The organism is Actinacidiphila sp. DG2A-62, assembly GCF_035825295.1.
Classification (GTDB): domain Bacteria; phylum Actinomycetota; class Actinomycetes; order Streptomycetales; family Streptomycetaceae; genus Actinacidiphila.
Genome location: NZ_JAYMGI010000002.1, coordinates 7,516,825 through 7,532,584, shown reverse-complemented (window position 1 = coordinate 7,532,584; position 15,760 = coordinate 7,516,825). Strand labels below are relative to the sequence as shown.

Below are 15,760 nucleotides of genomic sequence, written 5' to 3'. Positions count from 1 at the left end.
TCACGACAGCGTCGCGATCGCGTCGCGCCCGCCTTCGAGGAACTCCGGCCAGGCGCCGCCGAGGTCCTTGCCGCGGGGCTCGATAACGCCGTGCAGGTACGTGTTGAGGATGGCCAGGTCCTCCGGCGCGCGCCGGGCCAGCGAGCCGACCAGCGAGGCGGCGAGGGTGCGGGCGGTCAGCGCGCGGTCGCCGAAGAAGGTGCTGTGCAGGATCGCGTCCTCCAGCACGCCGATCTGCTCGGCGGTGGACAGCGCGGACTCCAGCTTCTCGTCGTCGCTGCCGGCCGCGGCGGCCGAGGCGCGCAGGTCGGCGAAACTCTGCAGCAGCACGTCGAGCAGGGTGGGCGGCACGTCCAGCTCGATCCGGTGGCGGCGCAGCAGCTCCTCGGTGCGGAACCGGACGATCTCCGCCTCGCTCTTCTTGTTCGTCACCACCGGGATGCGGACGAAGTTGAACCGCCGCTTGAGCGCCGAGGACAGGTCGTTGACGCCGCGGTCGCGGGAGTTGGCGGTGGCGATGATCGAGAAGCCCGGCTGGGCGAAGACGATGTTGTCGCTGTCGAGTTCGGGCACCGAGATGTACTTCTCGGACAGGATCGAGATCAGCGCGTCCTGGACGTCGCTGGTGGAGCGGGTGAGTTCCTCGAAGCGGCCGATCCGGCCGGTCTCCATCGCGGTCATGATCGGCGAGGGGATCATCGACTCCCGCGACTGTCCCTTGGCGATCACCATCGAGACGTTCCACGAGTACTTGATGTGGTCCTCGGTGGTGCCGGCGGTGCCCTGCACGACCAGCGTGGAGTTGCGGGAGATCGCCGCCGACAGCAGCTCGGCCAGCCAGCTCTTGCCGGTGCCGGGGTCGCCGATGAGCAGCAGGCCGCGGTCGGAGGCGAGGGTGACGACGGAGCGTTCGACGAAGCTGCGGTCGCCGAACCACTTCTGGGAGATCTCCCGGTCCAGGCCGTCCGCGCGCTCGGAGCCGAGGATGAACAGGCGGACCATCTTCGGCGACAGCCGCCAGGAGAACGGCTTGGGGCCGTCGTCGATCGACTCCAGCCAGTCGAGTTCCTCGGCGTACTTGATCTCGGCGGGGGCGCGCAGCAGTTCGGACATGTCGGTGCCTTTCGCGAAGGGGGGTTCGGAGGTGGTGTGCGGGAGGGGCCGCGGCGGGCGGCGCGGGCCGGTTCAGCAGGTCAGGTCAAGCCAGGTCACATCGGGTCAGCTTCACGTCACATCAGGTCAGCTCGGGTCAGCTCAGGTCAGGAAGGTCTTCAGTTCCTGGACGAGCTTGCGGATGTGCCCGGAGATCACCGGGGTGCCCAGGTCCTTGAAGCGCTCGCGGAACCAGGGGTTGACGCTGCCGCGACCGGCGCTGGTGACCGAGCCGACCGGGATGAACTTCGCGCCGGAGCGGTGGATCGCCGCCATCGACTCGAACAGCGGCTCGCTGCGCCACTCGTAGAAGTCGGATATCCACACCACGACGGTGTTGCGGGGTTCGGCGATCTTCGGCTGCGCCAGCGCCATGGCCACCGTGCCGTCGGTGCCGCCGCCGAGGTTGGTGCGCAGCAGCGTCTCGAACGGGTCGTGCACCCAGGGCGTCAGGTCCAGCGCCTGCGTGTCGTACGCGATCAGGTGGACGTCCACCTTGGGCAGGCCGGCGAAGATCGAGGCGAGGATGGTGCAGTTGACCATGGAGTCGACCATCGAGCCGGACTGGTCGACGACCACCACCAGTCGCTGCGGCGTCGTCCTGCGGGCGGTGTGCCGGTAGTAGAGCCGGTCGACGTAGAGCCGCTCGGACTCCGGGTCCCAGTTGGTGAGGTTCTTCCAGATCGTGCGGTCGACGTCGAGGTTGCGGAACACCCGCTTGGGCGGCACCGAGCGGTCCAGCTCGCCCGCCGACGCCTTCGCCACCTGGGTGCGCAGGACCTGCGCGACCTCGTCCACGAAGCGGCGGATCAGCGACTTGGCGTTGGCCAACGCCACGCCGTCCAGGTTGTTCTTGTCCCGCAGCAACTGCTCGATCAGCGACATGCTCGGGGTGAGTCCCGCGGCGAGCCGCGGGTCGGCGAGCACCTCGCGCAGCCGCATCCGGCTGACCAGGTCGGCCTCGATCGCGGCGAGGTCGGGACCGATCGGCGGGACGAGCCGGCTGAGGTCCGGCGTCGCTCCCCCGCCGCCGGTGCCGGTCGGGCTCGCGGCGCGGCCCCCGCTGTTCCGCCCCGGCCGGCTGCCGCGCAGTCCGCCCGGCGCGCAGCCGAGCGCCCGCTCCAGCCACCCGGCGTCGGACTGCCAGCGGCCCAGCTGGGCGGCGCTGACCGGGCCGGAGCCCGCGGCGAAGACGTTGAGCAGCAGCTTGGAGGCGAGCGCGGCGCGGCGCACCTCGGCGGCGCGGTCGCGGGCGCCGTCGGCCGCGGGCTCCGGCGTCATCAGGCCGTCCAGCTCGGCCATCAGCTCGGGGTGGCGCTGCACCAGGGAGTCGACGGAGGTCTTCGGGTCCAGCAGGGCGGGCGGCAGACCGGCGTCCTCGACCACGGCGACGCTCGCCGCCTCGAGCGCGATCTGCTCCTCCTGGTCGAACAGCCGGGACAACAGCCGCCAGTACAGCACCTGGCGGCGGTGCTCCTGGGCGTCGTCGGACGCGGCGCGCGGCGCGGACGCCGGGCGCGGCGCGGACGCCGGGTCCGGGACGGATACGGTCGCGGCGGCGGGCACGCCCGCGGCGGCTTCGGTGGGCCCAGTCGGCCCAGTCGGCCCAGTCGGCTCGGTGGGCCCAGTCGGCTCGGTGGGCTCGGTCGGCTCGGTCGGCTCGGTCGGCTCGGTCATTTCCGCAGCAGCTTCCCGCTGCGCTCGCGCAGCACGGCGACGGCGTCGGTGGCGGCTTTCTCCGCCTTGGCGCCGAGCTTGTCGGTGGTGCCGGCCGCCCATGCCCCGGCGTGCACCGCGACGGTCTTCTTGCGGACGGCCGTCCGCACGGCGAGCGGCTGGACCCGGAACGTCCCGGCGTCCCACCGCAGCAGCGCGATGCAGGCGGTCGAGGCCGCGACGGCCTCGGGGGTGAGCGGTCCGGCCGACGGCACCCGCGTGGCGTCCACGGCCACGGCGGCGCCGGTGTCCTGCGCGGACGCGGCGGGCGTGACGGGCACGGCGGACGCTGCCTCCGCGTCTCCGCCCGCTCCGGCGGCGGCTCCCTCCCCGGTCGGGGTCGCGGCCGCCGCGGCCCCCCGGCCGGGGAAGACGAACTCCAGCGTGCCCCCGTCGCCGCGCCGCGGCGCGTATCCCTCCAGGAAGACGGGGACGGCGAGGCGCGCCGGGTGCCGGTCCAGTGGCGCGGTGGCCGCGGCCCGCGCGGCGGGCAGCGCCACGCGGGCGGTGGCGAAGGCGTCCGCGGGCTCGCCGGTACGGGCTCGCGCGTCGTCCCACAGCAGGTCGCCCTCGGCGGTGAGCGGCATGTCGGCGAGGTCCATCGAGCGGCCCTCGGCCGCGGCGGCCAGCAGCGACATGTGCGGGCGCAGCAGTTGCCACACGCCCGCGCCGACGACGGTGTCCGGCTTGGGCGCCGAGACGCTCGCCCGGACCAGCCGCGCCGGGCCGCCGTCGGCCGGTTCGAACACCGCGTGGACCTGCGCCTGTGCGGCGGTCGCGTGCTCGTGCAGGTCCACGCCGAGCGGCAGCAGCCGGCCGGTGGCGGCGCCGGGCGCGGGCGCCGCCATGGCGCCGGGCAGGGTGAGGACCATGGCGCGCGCCCACAGATCGCCCCAGCGGCGCGCGGGTATCCGCTCCAGCGTCGCGCCCGGGCAGGAGGCGGCCAGCTCGGCGGCGAAGCCGTCCAGCAGGGCCGCCGCCCGGCGCAGCGCGGGGTCCGGCAGCATCGCGGACACGACGGGGGCCGCGCCGGCCGCCAGCTCGTGGTCCAGCCCGCGCCAGCCGGCCCGCGCCAGGTCGCATAGCCAGGAGCGCGCGGCGGCGGCCAGATTCGCCGGCATTCCTCCCGCGGGCGTGTCCGAGGAGGTGGCGGCCCCGGAGGCCCCGGAAGCCCCGGAGGCGTTGGTTGCCGCAGTGGCCTGATTGGCCGCAATGGCCGCGGTGGCCCCCTGGGGCGTGCCGGTCTGCGCCGGCCCGCCGCCGTCCGACTCGCCGCCGCCCGACTCGCCGCCGCCCGGTGCGCCACCGCCCAGTGCGCCGGTGGCCTTCGCGTCGCCGTTCGCCCGCGCCGCGCCAGGCTCCCCCGCCGGACGGACCGTCTCCCCGGGACCCTCCGTGCCCGCCGGATCGGCCGCCGCGGCGTCCGCGACCGCACCGAGCGGACGGCCGATCGCCTCCGCGGCCCGTGCCGTGAGCGCGTCGGCCGCCGCGCCCAGCAGCGCGGTGCGGGCGGCGGCCAGGGCCACGAAGTGGTCCTCGCCGGCCGCGCCGGCCGACGCCTTCTCCGCGGCCTCGGCGACCCGCGAGGCCAGCGGCGAGCCGCCCAGCGCCTGCGCGAACAGCGCGAGGTCCGCGGCCTGGTCGGCCTGCGGGCGCAGCAGCCCGGCGACGAGCGCGCGGTCGAAGGCGTCCGCGGCGGCCAGCGCCTCGTCCAGTCCCTCGACGGGAGCGGTGAGCAGGTCGGCGCGCATCATGCCGCCGCCCTGTTCGCGGGGAACCAGGTCATCTCCGGCAGCGGCTCGGTGGCCGGGGCGAACTCCAGATACGCCAGGTGACGCAGGAACCGGCTGAAGACCGGCGCGGCGTCGGTCCGGTCCGCCATCGGCGGGCGGGTCAGCGAGATCGCGTACTCGATCGCGGCCGGGCCGGGCTCGCCCTGCTCCCCCTCCTCCGCCTCGACCCGCAGGTAGCGGGCGACGCGCGCACCGCCGTACTGCAGCACCGCCTCGCCGAGCAGCGCCCGTATGTGGTTGCAGAAGCCGCCCCGGGCGCCGCCGCACGGCCGGTTGTTGTTGGTGCTGCACGCGTACGCGAAGTCGCCCGCGGCGACGGACGACACGTAGACCCGCGCCGCGTCCGAACCGCTGGAGACCACGCCTTGCAGCCGTCCGTCCGCCAACTCCACGAACGGCACCTTGGCGAGCTTGCGCGGCCGGGCCGGCGCCACGACCCGTGCCGTACTCGAACGCTCCCACTGCGACGACATGCCGACTCCTCTGCGTCCAGGGCATGGAAAAGGGGGGTGTCCCGCCCACCGTCTCCCGGCGGGACGTGATCGAAAGTACCGCCGGGCACTGACAATCCCGATCACCGCGAACGCCCCGACGGACCCCGGCGCGGCGCTCACTGACGTCTCGTCAGGTCAGCGGCCCGGCCGGGGACGGCCGGACCGGGCCCGCGGCACGTCGGGCGTCGTCGCGGACCGGCCGCCGGGGTCCGGGAAACCCGGTGGAGCGGGCCGCTGCGCCCGCGTAGGGTCCGCGGCATGAGCACTCGCACCTTCCGCGTCACCGTCCGGGGCGTCTTCGACGGGCTGAGCCCGCAGCAGCGGGCGGAGCTGTCGGCGGACGCGGCGGAGCACGACGTCCTGCGCGCGGCCTTCACCCCCGAGGGACACCTGAGCTACGACCTGGCCGCGCGGTCCGCCTTCACCTTCCGCTTCCTGGAGTCGGGCGAGGCCGAGGAGGACATCGTGGCGGCGTCCGGGCGCGCCGAGGCCGCGGCCCGCGCGTGGCTCGACGACCGCGGCTACGGCTACAAGAACCTGCGGTCCCAGGCCGAGGACCTCTCGCAGGCCGCCCTCGGCAAGCGCCGCCGCCGCGAGGCCTCCCGCTGCACCCCCTGAGCGCCCCCGCCGCGCGGCCTGATCAGCGGATCAGCGGGAGGAGACCGCGTCCGTCGCGGAGGACGCGTCGGCAGGCGTGCCGGGGGCGTCCGGGGCGAGGTGCGGGGCGGACGCCGCGGTGCCTGCCTCGCACTGGGCGAGGGCGCGGTGGAAGCGGGCCGCGTCCGCGGTGCCCGGGGACGGGGTGAGGATCACGATCTTCAGCTCGGAATCGCCGTCGGTGAGGACGTCGCAGTCGACTTCGACGGAGCCGACGTCCGGGTGGCGTACGACCTTGCGGTCCTCGCGGTGCGCGGCGACCGTGCCGCTCGCCCAGAGGCGGGCGAAGCCGGCGTTGCCCGCGGTGAGCTCGCGGACCAGCGCGGCCAGGCGCGCGTCGTGCGGGAACCTGCCGGTCGCGCGGCGCAGGTCGGAGACGACCGCGAGATCGGACTGCTCGGCGTCGTCGGTGGCCACCGGCCAGCGGGAGATCCGCACCGGCTCGGGGCCGACCGGGAACCGCTCACGGGCGAAGTTGCGCAGCCGGGGCGGCACCGCCGCCGGGTCGCCGAGGAGCGCGGCCCAGCCGGGGTTCCACCAGATCATCTGCCAGTCGGCGGCGAACACGGCGACCGCGACGTCGCCGAGCCGGTCGAGCACCCGGCGGACGCCGGGCGGCAGCCGGTCGGGGACCGGGCCGGCGTCCGGCGGCGCCAGTCCGGCCATCCGGTGCAGGTGCTCGCGCTCGGCGCCGGACAGGTGCAGCGCGTGCGCGAGCGCGCCGACCACCTGCGCGGACGGCGCGGTGGCGCGGCCCTGCTCCAGCCGCACCACGTAGTCCACCGACAGCCCGGCGCGCTCGGCGAGTTCCTCCCGGCGCAGCCCGGCCGCCCGCCGCCCAGGCCCGGAGGGCAGCCCGGCCGCGGCGGGCGACAGCCGCTCCCGCCACGCGCGGATCGTCGCGCCGAGCCCCGCGGCGTCCTTCTGTGCCATACCTCCATCCTGCCGCACCCCGCGCACACCCGTGCGGACGCCTGTGGACAACCGCGCCCGTGGACGCCCGGGGCCCCGCGTCGTCAGGACCAGCGCCCCCGGGCCGCACCCCGGACGGGTCGGCGGCGCCCACGGGCGCGGGCGCGGGCGGAATCGGAACGCCGGCCGTGAGCGACCGGCCGCCGGCCGGAGGAGCGGGACGACCGGCGCCTGGTGCCGCCGCCGTTCGCGGGGCCGCAGGCCGGGGAGCTGGGTGGTACCCGCGGTCCTACGGTCGGGGCGTCTCTGGCGCGGCCCCGGCCGCGGGCCGACGATCGGGGCATGACCATCACCTTCATCACCGGAGCCAACAAGGGGCTCGGCTACGAGACCGCCCGGCGGCTGATCGCTTTCGGGCACACCGTGATCGCGGGGGCCCGCGACCCGGAGCGGGGCGAGGCGGCGGCGGCAGCGCTCGGCGCGCGCTTCGTCCGCATCGACGTCACCGACGACGCGTCGGTGGCCGCCGCGGCGGCCGACGTCGCCGCTCACGAGGGCGTGGTCGACGTCCTGGTGAACAACGCGGGGGTGCACGGCCCGCACGGCGACCCCGGCGCGCTGACCGGCGCGGACGTGCTGGCCGTCCTCGATGTGAACGTGGTCGGCGTGGTCCGCGCCACCGCCGCCTTCCTGCCGCTGCTGCGCCGCTCCCAGGACCCGGTGATCGTCAACGTCAGCAGCGGCATGGGCTCGATCGCCCTCACCCAGGACCCGTCGCGGCCGGAGTCGTCCGTGGTGGCGCCCGCGTACACCGCGTCCAAGGCGGCCCTGACGATGCTCACCACGCAGTACGCCAAGGGCTTGAAGGGCATCCGCGTCAACGCCGCGGACCCCGGTTACACCGCGACCGACCTCAACGGGCACAGCGGGCCGCAGACCGTCACCGAGGGCACCGACGCGATCGTGCGCCTGGCCACCGAGCCGCCGGACGCCGGCACCGGGCGGTTCGTCGACCGCCACGGCCCGGTCGCCTGGTCCTGAGCGTCCGGGGACTCGTTCCCGGCCCGCCGCCGGCCCCGTCCCGGCCCGCTCCCGCCCGCCCAGGACCGGATTGTCAGTGGCCCGGTGCATGATCGGCGGCATGACGATCACGAATCCGAAGGTGACCGATCACGCGTTCCTGCGCACGCTGTACGCGGACGGCTACTACCCCGACCACGTCGTGGACCAGGGCCGGGCCGTGCTCATGCGGCTGTGCGCGCGGATCGAGGCCGAGCGCCCGGCGGACCTGCCCGGCCTCTACACGCTGACGCACGCGGCGACGGAGGAGTTCAACGCGCTGGAGGCCGCGTTCGAGGCCGCCGGCAGCGAGATCGAGACCGTCGCGCGTGAGGAGATAGCCGAGGACTTCTGGTTCGTGGCGTCGGCGTACGGCTTCGAGGAGGCGGACGTGGAGGAGCTGATCGCGCCCCGCGAGTGGTGAGGCCCGGCGCGGGGCCGGGCCGCGGAGCCTACTGGCCGACTCTGCCGTCGACGCACTCGCGCAGCAGGTCCGCGTGCCCGCAGTGGCGGGCGTACTCCTCGATGGCGTGCACGAGCATCTCGCGGATCGACAGCGCGTCCTTGCCGACGCGTTCGCCGAGGTCGGGGTGGGCGGCGAGCGCGGCGTCGGTGGCCTCCTGCTCGCGTGCGAGGTCGGCGAAGGCCGCGTCGACCACGGCCTGGTCGGCGACCGCGCCGTCGAAGTCGGCGTCCCGGGGACCGTAGAGCTTGGGCAGCGGCTCGGCGTCGCCGATCCAGTTGCGCCAGTCGCGCTCCACCTCCGCGAGGTGGCGGACGAGCCCGAGCAGCGACATCGTGGAGGGCGGCACCGAGCGCCGGGCCAGCTGCTCCGCGTCCAGGCCCTCGCACTTCATCCGCAGGGTCAGCCGGTAGTCGGTCAGGAAGTCCCGCAGCGTGGCCAGTTCGCCGTCCGGGCTGGGGCCCTCGCTGTTGCGGGGGTCGTCGGCCGGGTCGGCCCACATGTCGGGGTACACGGTCGCCTGGGTCCATCGCGCGGGCTGGTCGCTCATGCGCCCATGGTGGTCCGGTCGTGCGGTGCTCACAAACGGATTGTTTCCGCGGGCCGGGGCGGCGCGGGTATGGGCGCCGCCGGGCCGGCTGCGCGCGGGGCGAGCGCGCGCAGCCGCGGGCAGGTGGCGCAGACCTCGTCGCCGCGCACGGTGTAGTGCAGGCAGCAGCCGATACGGGTCCGGGTCAGCCGGTCGGGTCCGGGGTGGTCGTCGGGCAGCCGGCGGAAGCGCGCGCCGGCGGGGAAGGGCGCGAGCGGCGCGGGCAGCACCCGGGTCGCCAGCTCCGCGCCGCGCTCCTCCTCGCCCAGCGCGCGGCCCAGGTGCCAGAGTCCGGAGACCAGGTCGTCGCCGACCATGCCCCACAGCGCGCGGGCGCCGCGCCGCACCCGGGGCCGCAGGGCCTCCAGCAGCGGGCCGACGTGCTCGGCGACCGCTTGCCGCAGTTCCGCGTGCAGGTCCTCCTCGCGGTCCCGCACGGTCGCCCGCGCGCTGCCGGCCGCCGGGTCGCCGGGCAGGCACGCGAAGGCGCCGGGGACGACGACCCGGTACGCCCCGCCGGGCCCGACCTCGACGTCCCGCGGCCGCAGGTACGGCACCCGTCGCTGCAGGTACCAGGGGCCGCTGATCAGCAGGGCGGCCGACCAGAGGTAGCCGTGCAGGGCCTTGGTGGCGACGACGTCCTCGCGGGCCCGCACGCCGTAGACGTCGCGGACGCGGGCGGCCTCGGCGTCCAGCCATGCCCGGCGCGCCGCGTCGTCGTACGCCAGGAGGCGCCCGTCGGTCCAGCCGGGGGCGTGCGCGTCGGCGGCGGTGCGGGGTGCGGCGCAGGGCCCGGCGGCGGGCGCGGCGATGGTCAGCCGCAGCGCGGGGCACAGCGCGGCGAGCCGCCGGTAGGCGCGGGCCAGGGACATGGAGTCCTCCCGGACCCTCGGATGCGTCAGTCCATGCCGACACCGGAGGGCGTCGGGTTAGGCAAACCTAATCACCTTCTTCCGGGCCGGTCCAACTGGGGTCACCCGGAATCGAGTTGACAATATTAGGTATGCCTAACCTAGGGTCGTCACACCACTTCGGCCCGTCGCCGCCCGCGGCGGCCGGACCAGCTCCCGCGCGTGGAAAGCCGACGCATCTGTGCAGATGTACCTGCTGGCCCTCAACCCGACGGACTCGGTGACCGAGGGCTTCCTGCCCGCCGCCCGCCGGCTCGGCCTGACCGTCACCGTGCTCACCGACCAGCCGGACGCGCACCGCGCCGTCGCCGCGGCCGGCGACGAGGACGTGGAGGTGGCGCGGTGCGCGGTGCGCGACGTCCGCGCGGTCGTGTCCCGGATCTCGGCCGGCCGCCGCCCCGGCGCGGTGTTCAGCAACAGCGACCACCTCCAGGTCCAGGCGGCGCTGGCGGCGGACTACTTCGGGCTGCCCGGCAAGGACTGGCGGGCGGCGCTGCGGACGAAGGACAAGGCCGAGATGCGACGGCGGCTGGCCGCGGCCGGCCTGCCGCCCGGCACGACGGTGCGCGCCGCCGAACTCCCCGCGGAGCAGGACCTGTCGGACGCGCTGGACCGGCCGCAGGTGCGGGAGGTGCCGTTCCCGTGCGTGGTCAAGCCGCGCGAGGGCGTGGCGAGCGAGGACGTCGTGCTCGTCGCGGACCCGGCCGAACTCGCCGCCCGCTGCCGGGAGATCCGCGCCCGCCGCCCGCACGACGCCCTGGTGGTCGAGGAGTTCGTGTCCGGGCGGCTGCACACGCTGGAGACGCTCGGCGACGGCCGGGCGCGCCGGGTGCTGGGCGGCTTCCGCACCCGCCTCTCCCCTCCGCCGTACTTCATCGAGGAGCGGCTGACCTGGGAACCCGACCTGGCGCGGCCCCTGGTGGACCAGGTGCTGGTCCAACTGGACGCGCTCGGGGTGGGGTTCGGGGCCTGCCACACGGAGTTCGTGGTGGACGGCGACCGGGCGCGGCTGGTGGAGGTCAACTATCGCGCCATCGGCGACCAGTGCGACCTGCTGCTGGCCGAGCTGCTCGGGGTGCCGCTGTTCGACCTCGTGCTGCGGGTGCACCTGGGCGAGCCGCTGCCGCCCGGCCCGTGGCCGGCGCCGGACGCCGCCGCCTGCCTCGTCTATCCCTACGCCCGCACGGCCGGGGTCCTCACCGCCGCCCCGGGGCCGGAGGACGTCGAAGTCGACGGGGTGCGGCTGGCGTACCGGCCGCTGCGCGAGATCGGCAGCAGGCGCCCGGTCCACCACACCAACCGCGACCTGCTCGGCGTGGTGCGCGCGATCGGCCCCGACCCGGCGCGCGTGGGCCGCGCGGCCGACGCGTACGTGGCCTCCCGGACCTGGGAGATCACACCGTGACGCGCCCCGGAGGCGGGGAGGCCTCCGCGCACGGCGCCGCCGGCGACTGCGCGGTGGGAGGCGCGGCAGGCGCGGGAGCCGCGAGCCCGGACCCGGCGGACGCGGCGCCCGGCACGGACTCGCGGGACCCGGCGGACGCGGCGCACGACGCGGGCTCGCGGGAGGCGGTGGAGGGCGAGCTGCTGACCCGGGTGCTGAGCACGACGCTCCGGGAGGACGTGTGCGGGCTGCGCACGCGGAGCACGGTCGAGGACCGGCCGGACGGCCGCTGGCTGCGGCTGCCCGGCGGCGACTGCGCGCCGGGGGACGCCGGGTCCGACGACGGCCCGGCGGGCGACGGTCCGCGAGGCGACGCTCTGCGGGGCGACGCTCTGCGGGGCGACGCTCTGCGGGGCGACACTCCGCGGTTCGACAGCGCGAACGGGACGCCGCAGGACCTCCTCCTGCCGGTCGAGGAGGACGGCTTCCAGTGCGCGTACGCGGCGCGGTCGCCGCTCATGGTGGTCGGCGGTCGCGAGGTGACCGACGGCGAGGAGGTCATCGCCGCGCTCGCCCGGCACGCCACGGCCGAGGACGCCCCGGGCTTCGAGGCGTTCGCCGCCGAGTACCGCGACGCGCTGGCCGCGCTCCGGCTCCACGCGGCCACCCGTGAGGGGACGGTGGCACGGCTCGTCGCACGGCACGGCGACGACCTCGCGGACTGGCGCGGTCCCCAGGCTGCGCTCGCGTTCGACGTGCTCGCCGCGCGGCACGGACACCCGCTCTACCCGACCTGGGCCGCCCGCCCCGGCCTGTCCGCCGACCACCTGCGGGCGTACGCACCTGAGTTCGGCGCGACGTTCGCCCTGCGCTGGCTCGCCGTGCCGCGCGAGGCGCTCACGGTCGCCGGCGGCCCGGTCCCGGACCTCCCGCCGTCCGGACCACGGGGCTCCTCCGGACCGCCCGCCTCGATCACGTCACCCGGAACCCCCGGAGCGTCCGGAACGACCGGAACCCCCGGAACACCCGGGACGGCCGGAACCCCCGGAACACCCGTAAGCGGACGCGGCGTCGGAACCAATCCGCTCGCGGACGCACTCGCGCCGTTCTGGCCCGCGCCCTCGGACCTCGGCCTCGCGGGTCTCGACCACACCCATCTCGCCCTGCCCGTGCACCCGTCGACGGCGGCCGGTGCGGCCGGCGGCCCGCTGCACGAGGCGCTGCGCGCGACGGGGCTGCTCGGCAGCGCGGTGCTCGCCGAGCGGCCGTGGCTGAGCGCGGCGCCGACGCTGTCCATGCGGACCGTGGCGCTCACCGCGCACCCCGGCGTGCATCTGAAGCTGCCGCTCGCCACCTCCACGCTGGGCCGGCTCAACCTCCGCACCATCAAGCCGGGCACGCTCGTCGACGGCGCGGCGGCGCAACGCCTGCTCGCCGCCGTCACGGCCCGCGAGCCGCGGTTCCAGGGGCTGGTCCCGCACTGCGACGAGACCCGCTGGGCGCACGCGGGCCACGCGGTGCTCGCCGTGCTGGTGCGGCGGCTGCCGCCCGGCCTCGACGGCTGCACGGTGCTGCCGCTGGCGGCGCTGGCCGCGACCGCGCCCGACGGCCGGCTGGTCGCCGACCACCTGGCCGACCGGCACACGGGCGGCGATCCGGTGGCGCTGTTCGACGCCGTCCTGACACTGCTCCTGGACTGGCAGACCACGCTGTTCGGGTACGGCGTCGCGCTCGAGTCGCACCAGCAGAACATCTCGCTGGTCCTGGACGACCGTCCGGGCGCGCCGCGCCTGCGGCTGCTGTTCAAGGACGACGACGGGCTGCGCGTCAACCGGCGCCGCCTCGCCGAGACGCTCGGGCCGGACGCGTGGGGTTCGCGTGCCCAGGACGGCCCGCCCCCCTTCGACGACCCGCGCGTCACCGTGGACGACGACGGCCCGCTCGTGGACCTGTTCACCACCGTCACCGTCCACCTCTGCGCGGGCGCTCTGGCCGTGGCCCTGGCCAGCGCCGGCCGCGCGCCGTTTCCCGTCCTGACCGGCCTGGTCCGCGAGCGCCTCGCGGAGGCGACCGAACGCCTCGGCGACGGCCCCGGCAGCCCCGGGCGCACCTTGCGCGCCGCGCTCCTGGAGTCCGACCGCCTGCCGGTCAAGGCCATGGTGACCGCGGGCACGCTGCTGACGAAGGAGCGTTCGGGCGCGTCCGACATCAACAAGCACTACACCCTCGGCCCCAACTACCTTCTGCGCGAGCCCCGATGACGTCGACCGACGAACCGCCCGCACCCGCCACGGTCGCACCGGGCACCGCGAAAGGGGCCGTGAACCGTGCCGCCGGCGCCCCGGACGCCGTGCCCGAAACCGGCGCGGCGCCCGGCTCGCTGCCGCGGCTGCCCACAGCGGGCGAGGCGGTGGCCCACACCCTTCTCAACTGCCTGCTGCGGGAGGTCGCCGGGCCCGAAGGCACCGCCGTCGTCGCGGGCGGAGCGCTGACGCTGCGGCTGCCGCGCACCGGGGTACGGCTGCGGGTGGCGGTGCGGCGCGCCTCGCTCCTGGGAGCGCACCGCTTCACCGGCCCGGTGGCGCGGTACGACGAGGGGCGGTGGTCCCCGATCGGCTGGCGGCGGCTCGCGGAGCACGTCCGCGCCGAACTCGCTGCGCGCACCGGCCGTGCCAACGAGGAGTTCACCGCGCAGGTCGCGGCCAGCCACCGGGGCGTCACCGCGGCCCTCGCGCACCCCTTGTGGCCGTCGCCCGCCTCCGCGCCGACGACGGGCGCCGCCGCCGGAGCCGCCGGAACAGCCCACGCCGTCGACTCGCACGCCCGCTACCTCGCCTCGGAGCGTTCCCTGCCGCTCGGCCACCGCTTCCACCCCGCCCCCAAGGCCCGCGAGGCCGGTCCCGCGACCTGGGCCGCGTACGCCCCCGAGGCCGGGGCCGCCTTCCCTGTGCGGCTGCTCGCGGTCCGCGACGACCTGGTGGTGCAGGAGTGCGCGGAGCCCGGGGCGACCGCGCCCCTCGACGCGCTCGGCCGGGCACCTGCCGGCCACACGCTCCTGCCGGTGCATCCGTGGCAGTACGAACTGCTGCGCGGCCACCCGGTGTTGGCGGCGGCACTGCGGCGCGGTGAGGTGCGGGACCTCGGGCCCGGCGACCAGCCGTTCGCGGCCACCGCGTCCGTGCGCACGCTCTACGACGGCGAGACGTTCCTGAAGTTCAGCCTGAACGTGCGGATCACCAACTGCCTGCGCAAGAACGCGCGGTACGAGCTGGCCGGCGCGGTCGCGATGACCCAGCTGCTCGGTCCGGTCGCCGCGGACCTCGCCGAACGCTTCCCGGGCAACGCGGTGTTGCGCGAGCCGGCGTACCGCGCTCTCGCCCTGCCGGGGTCCGACGGGACGCCGGACCCGGACCTGCTGGAGGGCTTCGGGGTGATCGTCCGCGAGGGACTGTCCCGGGTGCTGCGGCCGGGCGCGACCGCGCTGCTGGCCGCGGCGGTCGCCGACGAGTACCCGACCGGTCCCGCCCACGTCGCGCCGGCTGCTGCCGCCCGGCGCCGGCCCCGCGGCGGTGCTGCGCTGGTGGCGGGCGTATCTGGCGCTGCTCGTGCCGCCGGTCCTCGCGGCGTACCTGGACCACGGCGTGGTCCTCGAACCCCACCTGCAGAACGTGCTGGTGTGCGTCGACGGCGACGGGATGCCCTGCCAAGTGCTCTTCCGCGACCTGGAGGGCGCCAAACTCCTGCCCGAGCGGCACGCCGCCGCGCTGGCGGCGCTGCCCCGGTACGTCGCAGAACCGCTCAGCTACGGCGCCGAGCAGGGCTGGACCAGGCTCGCGTACTGCCTGTTCGTCAACAACGTCGGCGACATGCTGGCGGCGCTCGCCGATCTGTGCCCGGGCGCCGAGGCGGCGCTGTGGCGGACGGTGCGCGCGGTGCTGACCGAGTACCGCGACCGGCACGGCGGGCATCCTCGGCTGGACGCCCTGCTGGCCGGCGCGCCGCTGCCGGCCAAGGCCAACCTGCTGACCAGGTGGGAGCGTTCGGCGGACCGCCGGGCGTCCTACGTACGGCTGCCGTCGCCGCTGGGACCGCGCCGCGGGAGTGCCGCCGCGGTGGCCGGCGTGGCCGGGCCGGCCCCGCGGACGGCGGGCCGCTCGGGAACGGGACCGCGCCGGCCTCGGAGGACCGGGCCGGCGCGAGCGACCGGCGCGGCGCGGACCACCGACGCTGTGCCAGCGGAGCCGCGCGGTGAGCGCCGTCGACCCCCGGGTGCGTCAGGCGGTCCTCGCCCTGCCGACGGACCGACTGCCCACGTACCTCTACGACTTGGTGGCGCTGCGGGCTCACGCGGCAGCCGTGCGGGCCGCGTTGCCGCCGCGCGTGGAGCTGTACTACGCGGCCAAGGCCAACCCCGAGCCGCGGGTGCTGGCCGCGCTGGCGCCGCACGTGGACGGCTTCGAAATCGCCTCGGGCGGCGAACTCGCGCACGTGGCGGGCGTGTTGCCGGGGCGTCCGCTGGCGTTCGGCGGACCGGGCAAGACCCCGGCGGAGATCGCGGCGGCCCTCGACCGCGGGGTGCGGCGCTTCCACGTCGAGAGCGTCCACGAGCTGCGCGTCCTCGCGCACCTCG

12 protein-coding genes and 2 pseudogenes are annotated in these 15,760 nt (G+C 76.1%); 7 read left to right on the top strand and 7 right to left on the bottom strand.

The features are described from left to right. The 4 genes from VSR01_RS33455 to VSR01_RS33440 all read right to left on the bottom strand — a co-directional run bounded on the left by VSR01_RS33455 (position 1) and on the right by VSR01_RS33440 (position 5,134). A complete protein-coding gene (locus tag VSR01_RS33455) occupies positions 1-1,113 on the bottom strand; it encodes an ATP-binding protein (RefSeq protein WP_326452728.1) in 1,113 nt (370 codons plus the stop codon). 141 nt (positions 1,114-1,254) lie between these two features. After that, a complete protein-coding gene (locus tag VSR01_RS33450; protein WP_326452727.1) occupies positions 1,255-2,829 on the bottom strand; it encodes a vWA domain-containing protein in 1,575 nt (524 codons plus the stop codon). Then, positions 2,826-4,622 (bottom strand): hypothetical protein, encoded by a 1,797-nt coding sequence (locus VSR01_RS33445; RefSeq protein WP_326452726.1) that lies wholly within the window; start codon positions 4,620-4,622, stop codon positions 2,826-2,828. The genes VSR01_RS33450 and VSR01_RS33445 overlap by 4 nt, the downstream gene beginning before the upstream one ends. Further along, positions 4,619-5,134, bottom strand: coding sequence for a hypothetical protein (locus tag VSR01_RS33440; protein ID WP_326452725.1), 516 nt, complete (start codon positions 5,132-5,134; stop codon positions 4,619-4,621). The genes VSR01_RS33445 and VSR01_RS33440 overlap by 4 nt, the downstream gene beginning before the upstream one ends. Positions 5,135-5,413: 279 nt before the next feature. On the opposite strand from VSR01_RS33440, the gene VSR01_RS33435 reads away from it, so the two are divergent. Further along, on the top strand, positions 5,414-5,773 hold the full coding sequence (locus tag VSR01_RS33435; RefSeq protein WP_326452724.1) for a DUF6204 family protein: 360 nt from the start codon (positions 5,414-5,416) through the stop codon (positions 5,771-5,773). A 30-nt stretch (positions 5,774-5,803) separates the two neighbouring features. Here VSR01_RS33435 and VSR01_RS33430 read toward each other — a convergent pair whose 3' ends face one another. Continuing rightward, positions 5,804-6,745: a helix-turn-helix transcriptional regulator gene (locus tag VSR01_RS33430; RefSeq protein ID WP_326452723.1), complete on the bottom strand. Its 942-nt coding sequence runs from the start codon at positions 6,743-6,745 to the stop codon at positions 5,804-5,806. Positions 6,746-7,066: 321 nt separating this feature from the next. On the opposite strand from VSR01_RS33430, the gene VSR01_RS33425 reads away from it, so the two are divergent. Both VSR01_RS33425 and VSR01_RS33420 read left to right on the top strand, forming a co-directional pair. Next, positions 7,067-7,765 carry an SDR family NAD(P)-dependent oxidoreductase gene (locus tag VSR01_RS33425; RefSeq protein ID WP_326452722.1) on the top strand — a complete coding sequence of 233 codons (699 nt, stop codon included), beginning with the start codon at positions 7,067-7,069 and terminating at the stop codon, positions 7,763-7,765. Between the two features lie 100 nt (positions 7,766-7,865). Further along, positions 7,866-8,207: a DUF5713 family protein gene (locus VSR01_RS33420; RefSeq protein WP_326452721.1), complete on the top strand. Its 342-nt coding sequence runs from the start codon at positions 7,866-7,868 to the stop codon at positions 8,205-8,207. 28 nt (positions 8,208-8,235) lie between these two features. On the opposite strand, the gene VSR01_RS33415 is transcribed toward VSR01_RS33420, so the two are convergent. Beyond that, positions 8,236-8,796 carry a DinB family protein gene (locus VSR01_RS33415; RefSeq protein WP_326452720.1) on the bottom strand — a complete coding sequence of 187 codons (561 nt, stop codon included), beginning with the start codon at positions 8,794-8,796 and terminating at the stop codon, positions 8,236-8,238. 29 nt (positions 8,797-8,825) lie between these two features. Then, positions 8,826-9,707 carry a (2Fe-2S)-binding protein gene (locus VSR01_RS33410; protein WP_326452719.1) on the bottom strand — a complete coding sequence of 294 codons (882 nt, stop codon included), beginning with the start codon at positions 9,705-9,707 and terminating at the stop codon, positions 8,826-8,828. 220 nt (positions 9,708-9,927) lie between these two features. On the opposite strand from VSR01_RS33410, the gene VSR01_RS33405 reads away from it, so the two are divergent. The 4 genes and pseudogenes from VSR01_RS33405 to VSR01_RS38080 form a co-directional block, all read left to right on the top strand. Further along, complete coding sequence (locus VSR01_RS33405) at positions 9,928-11,151, top strand: ATP-grasp domain-containing protein (protein WP_326452718.1); 1,224 nt, start codon at positions 9,928-9,930, stop codon at positions 11,149-11,151. Further along, positions 11,148-13,391, top strand: a complete 2,244-nt coding sequence (locus VSR01_RS33400) for an IucA/IucC family protein (RefSeq protein ID WP_326452717.1) — start codon at positions 11,148-11,150, stop codon at positions 13,389-13,391. Before VSR01_RS33405 ends, VSR01_RS33400 begins: the two co-directional genes overlap by 4 nt. Then, positions 13,388-15,215 (top strand): annotated as a pseudogene (locus VSR01_RS33395) (IucA/IucC family protein); the annotation flags it as partial. The gene VSR01_RS33400 and the pseudogene VSR01_RS33395, both read left to right, overlap by 4 nt. A 16-nt stretch (positions 15,216-15,231) precedes the next feature. Beyond that, positions 15,232-15,705 (top strand): annotated as a pseudogene (locus tag VSR01_RS38080) (hypothetical protein); the annotation flags it as partial. Positions 15,706-15,760: the final 55 nt, after the last annotated feature.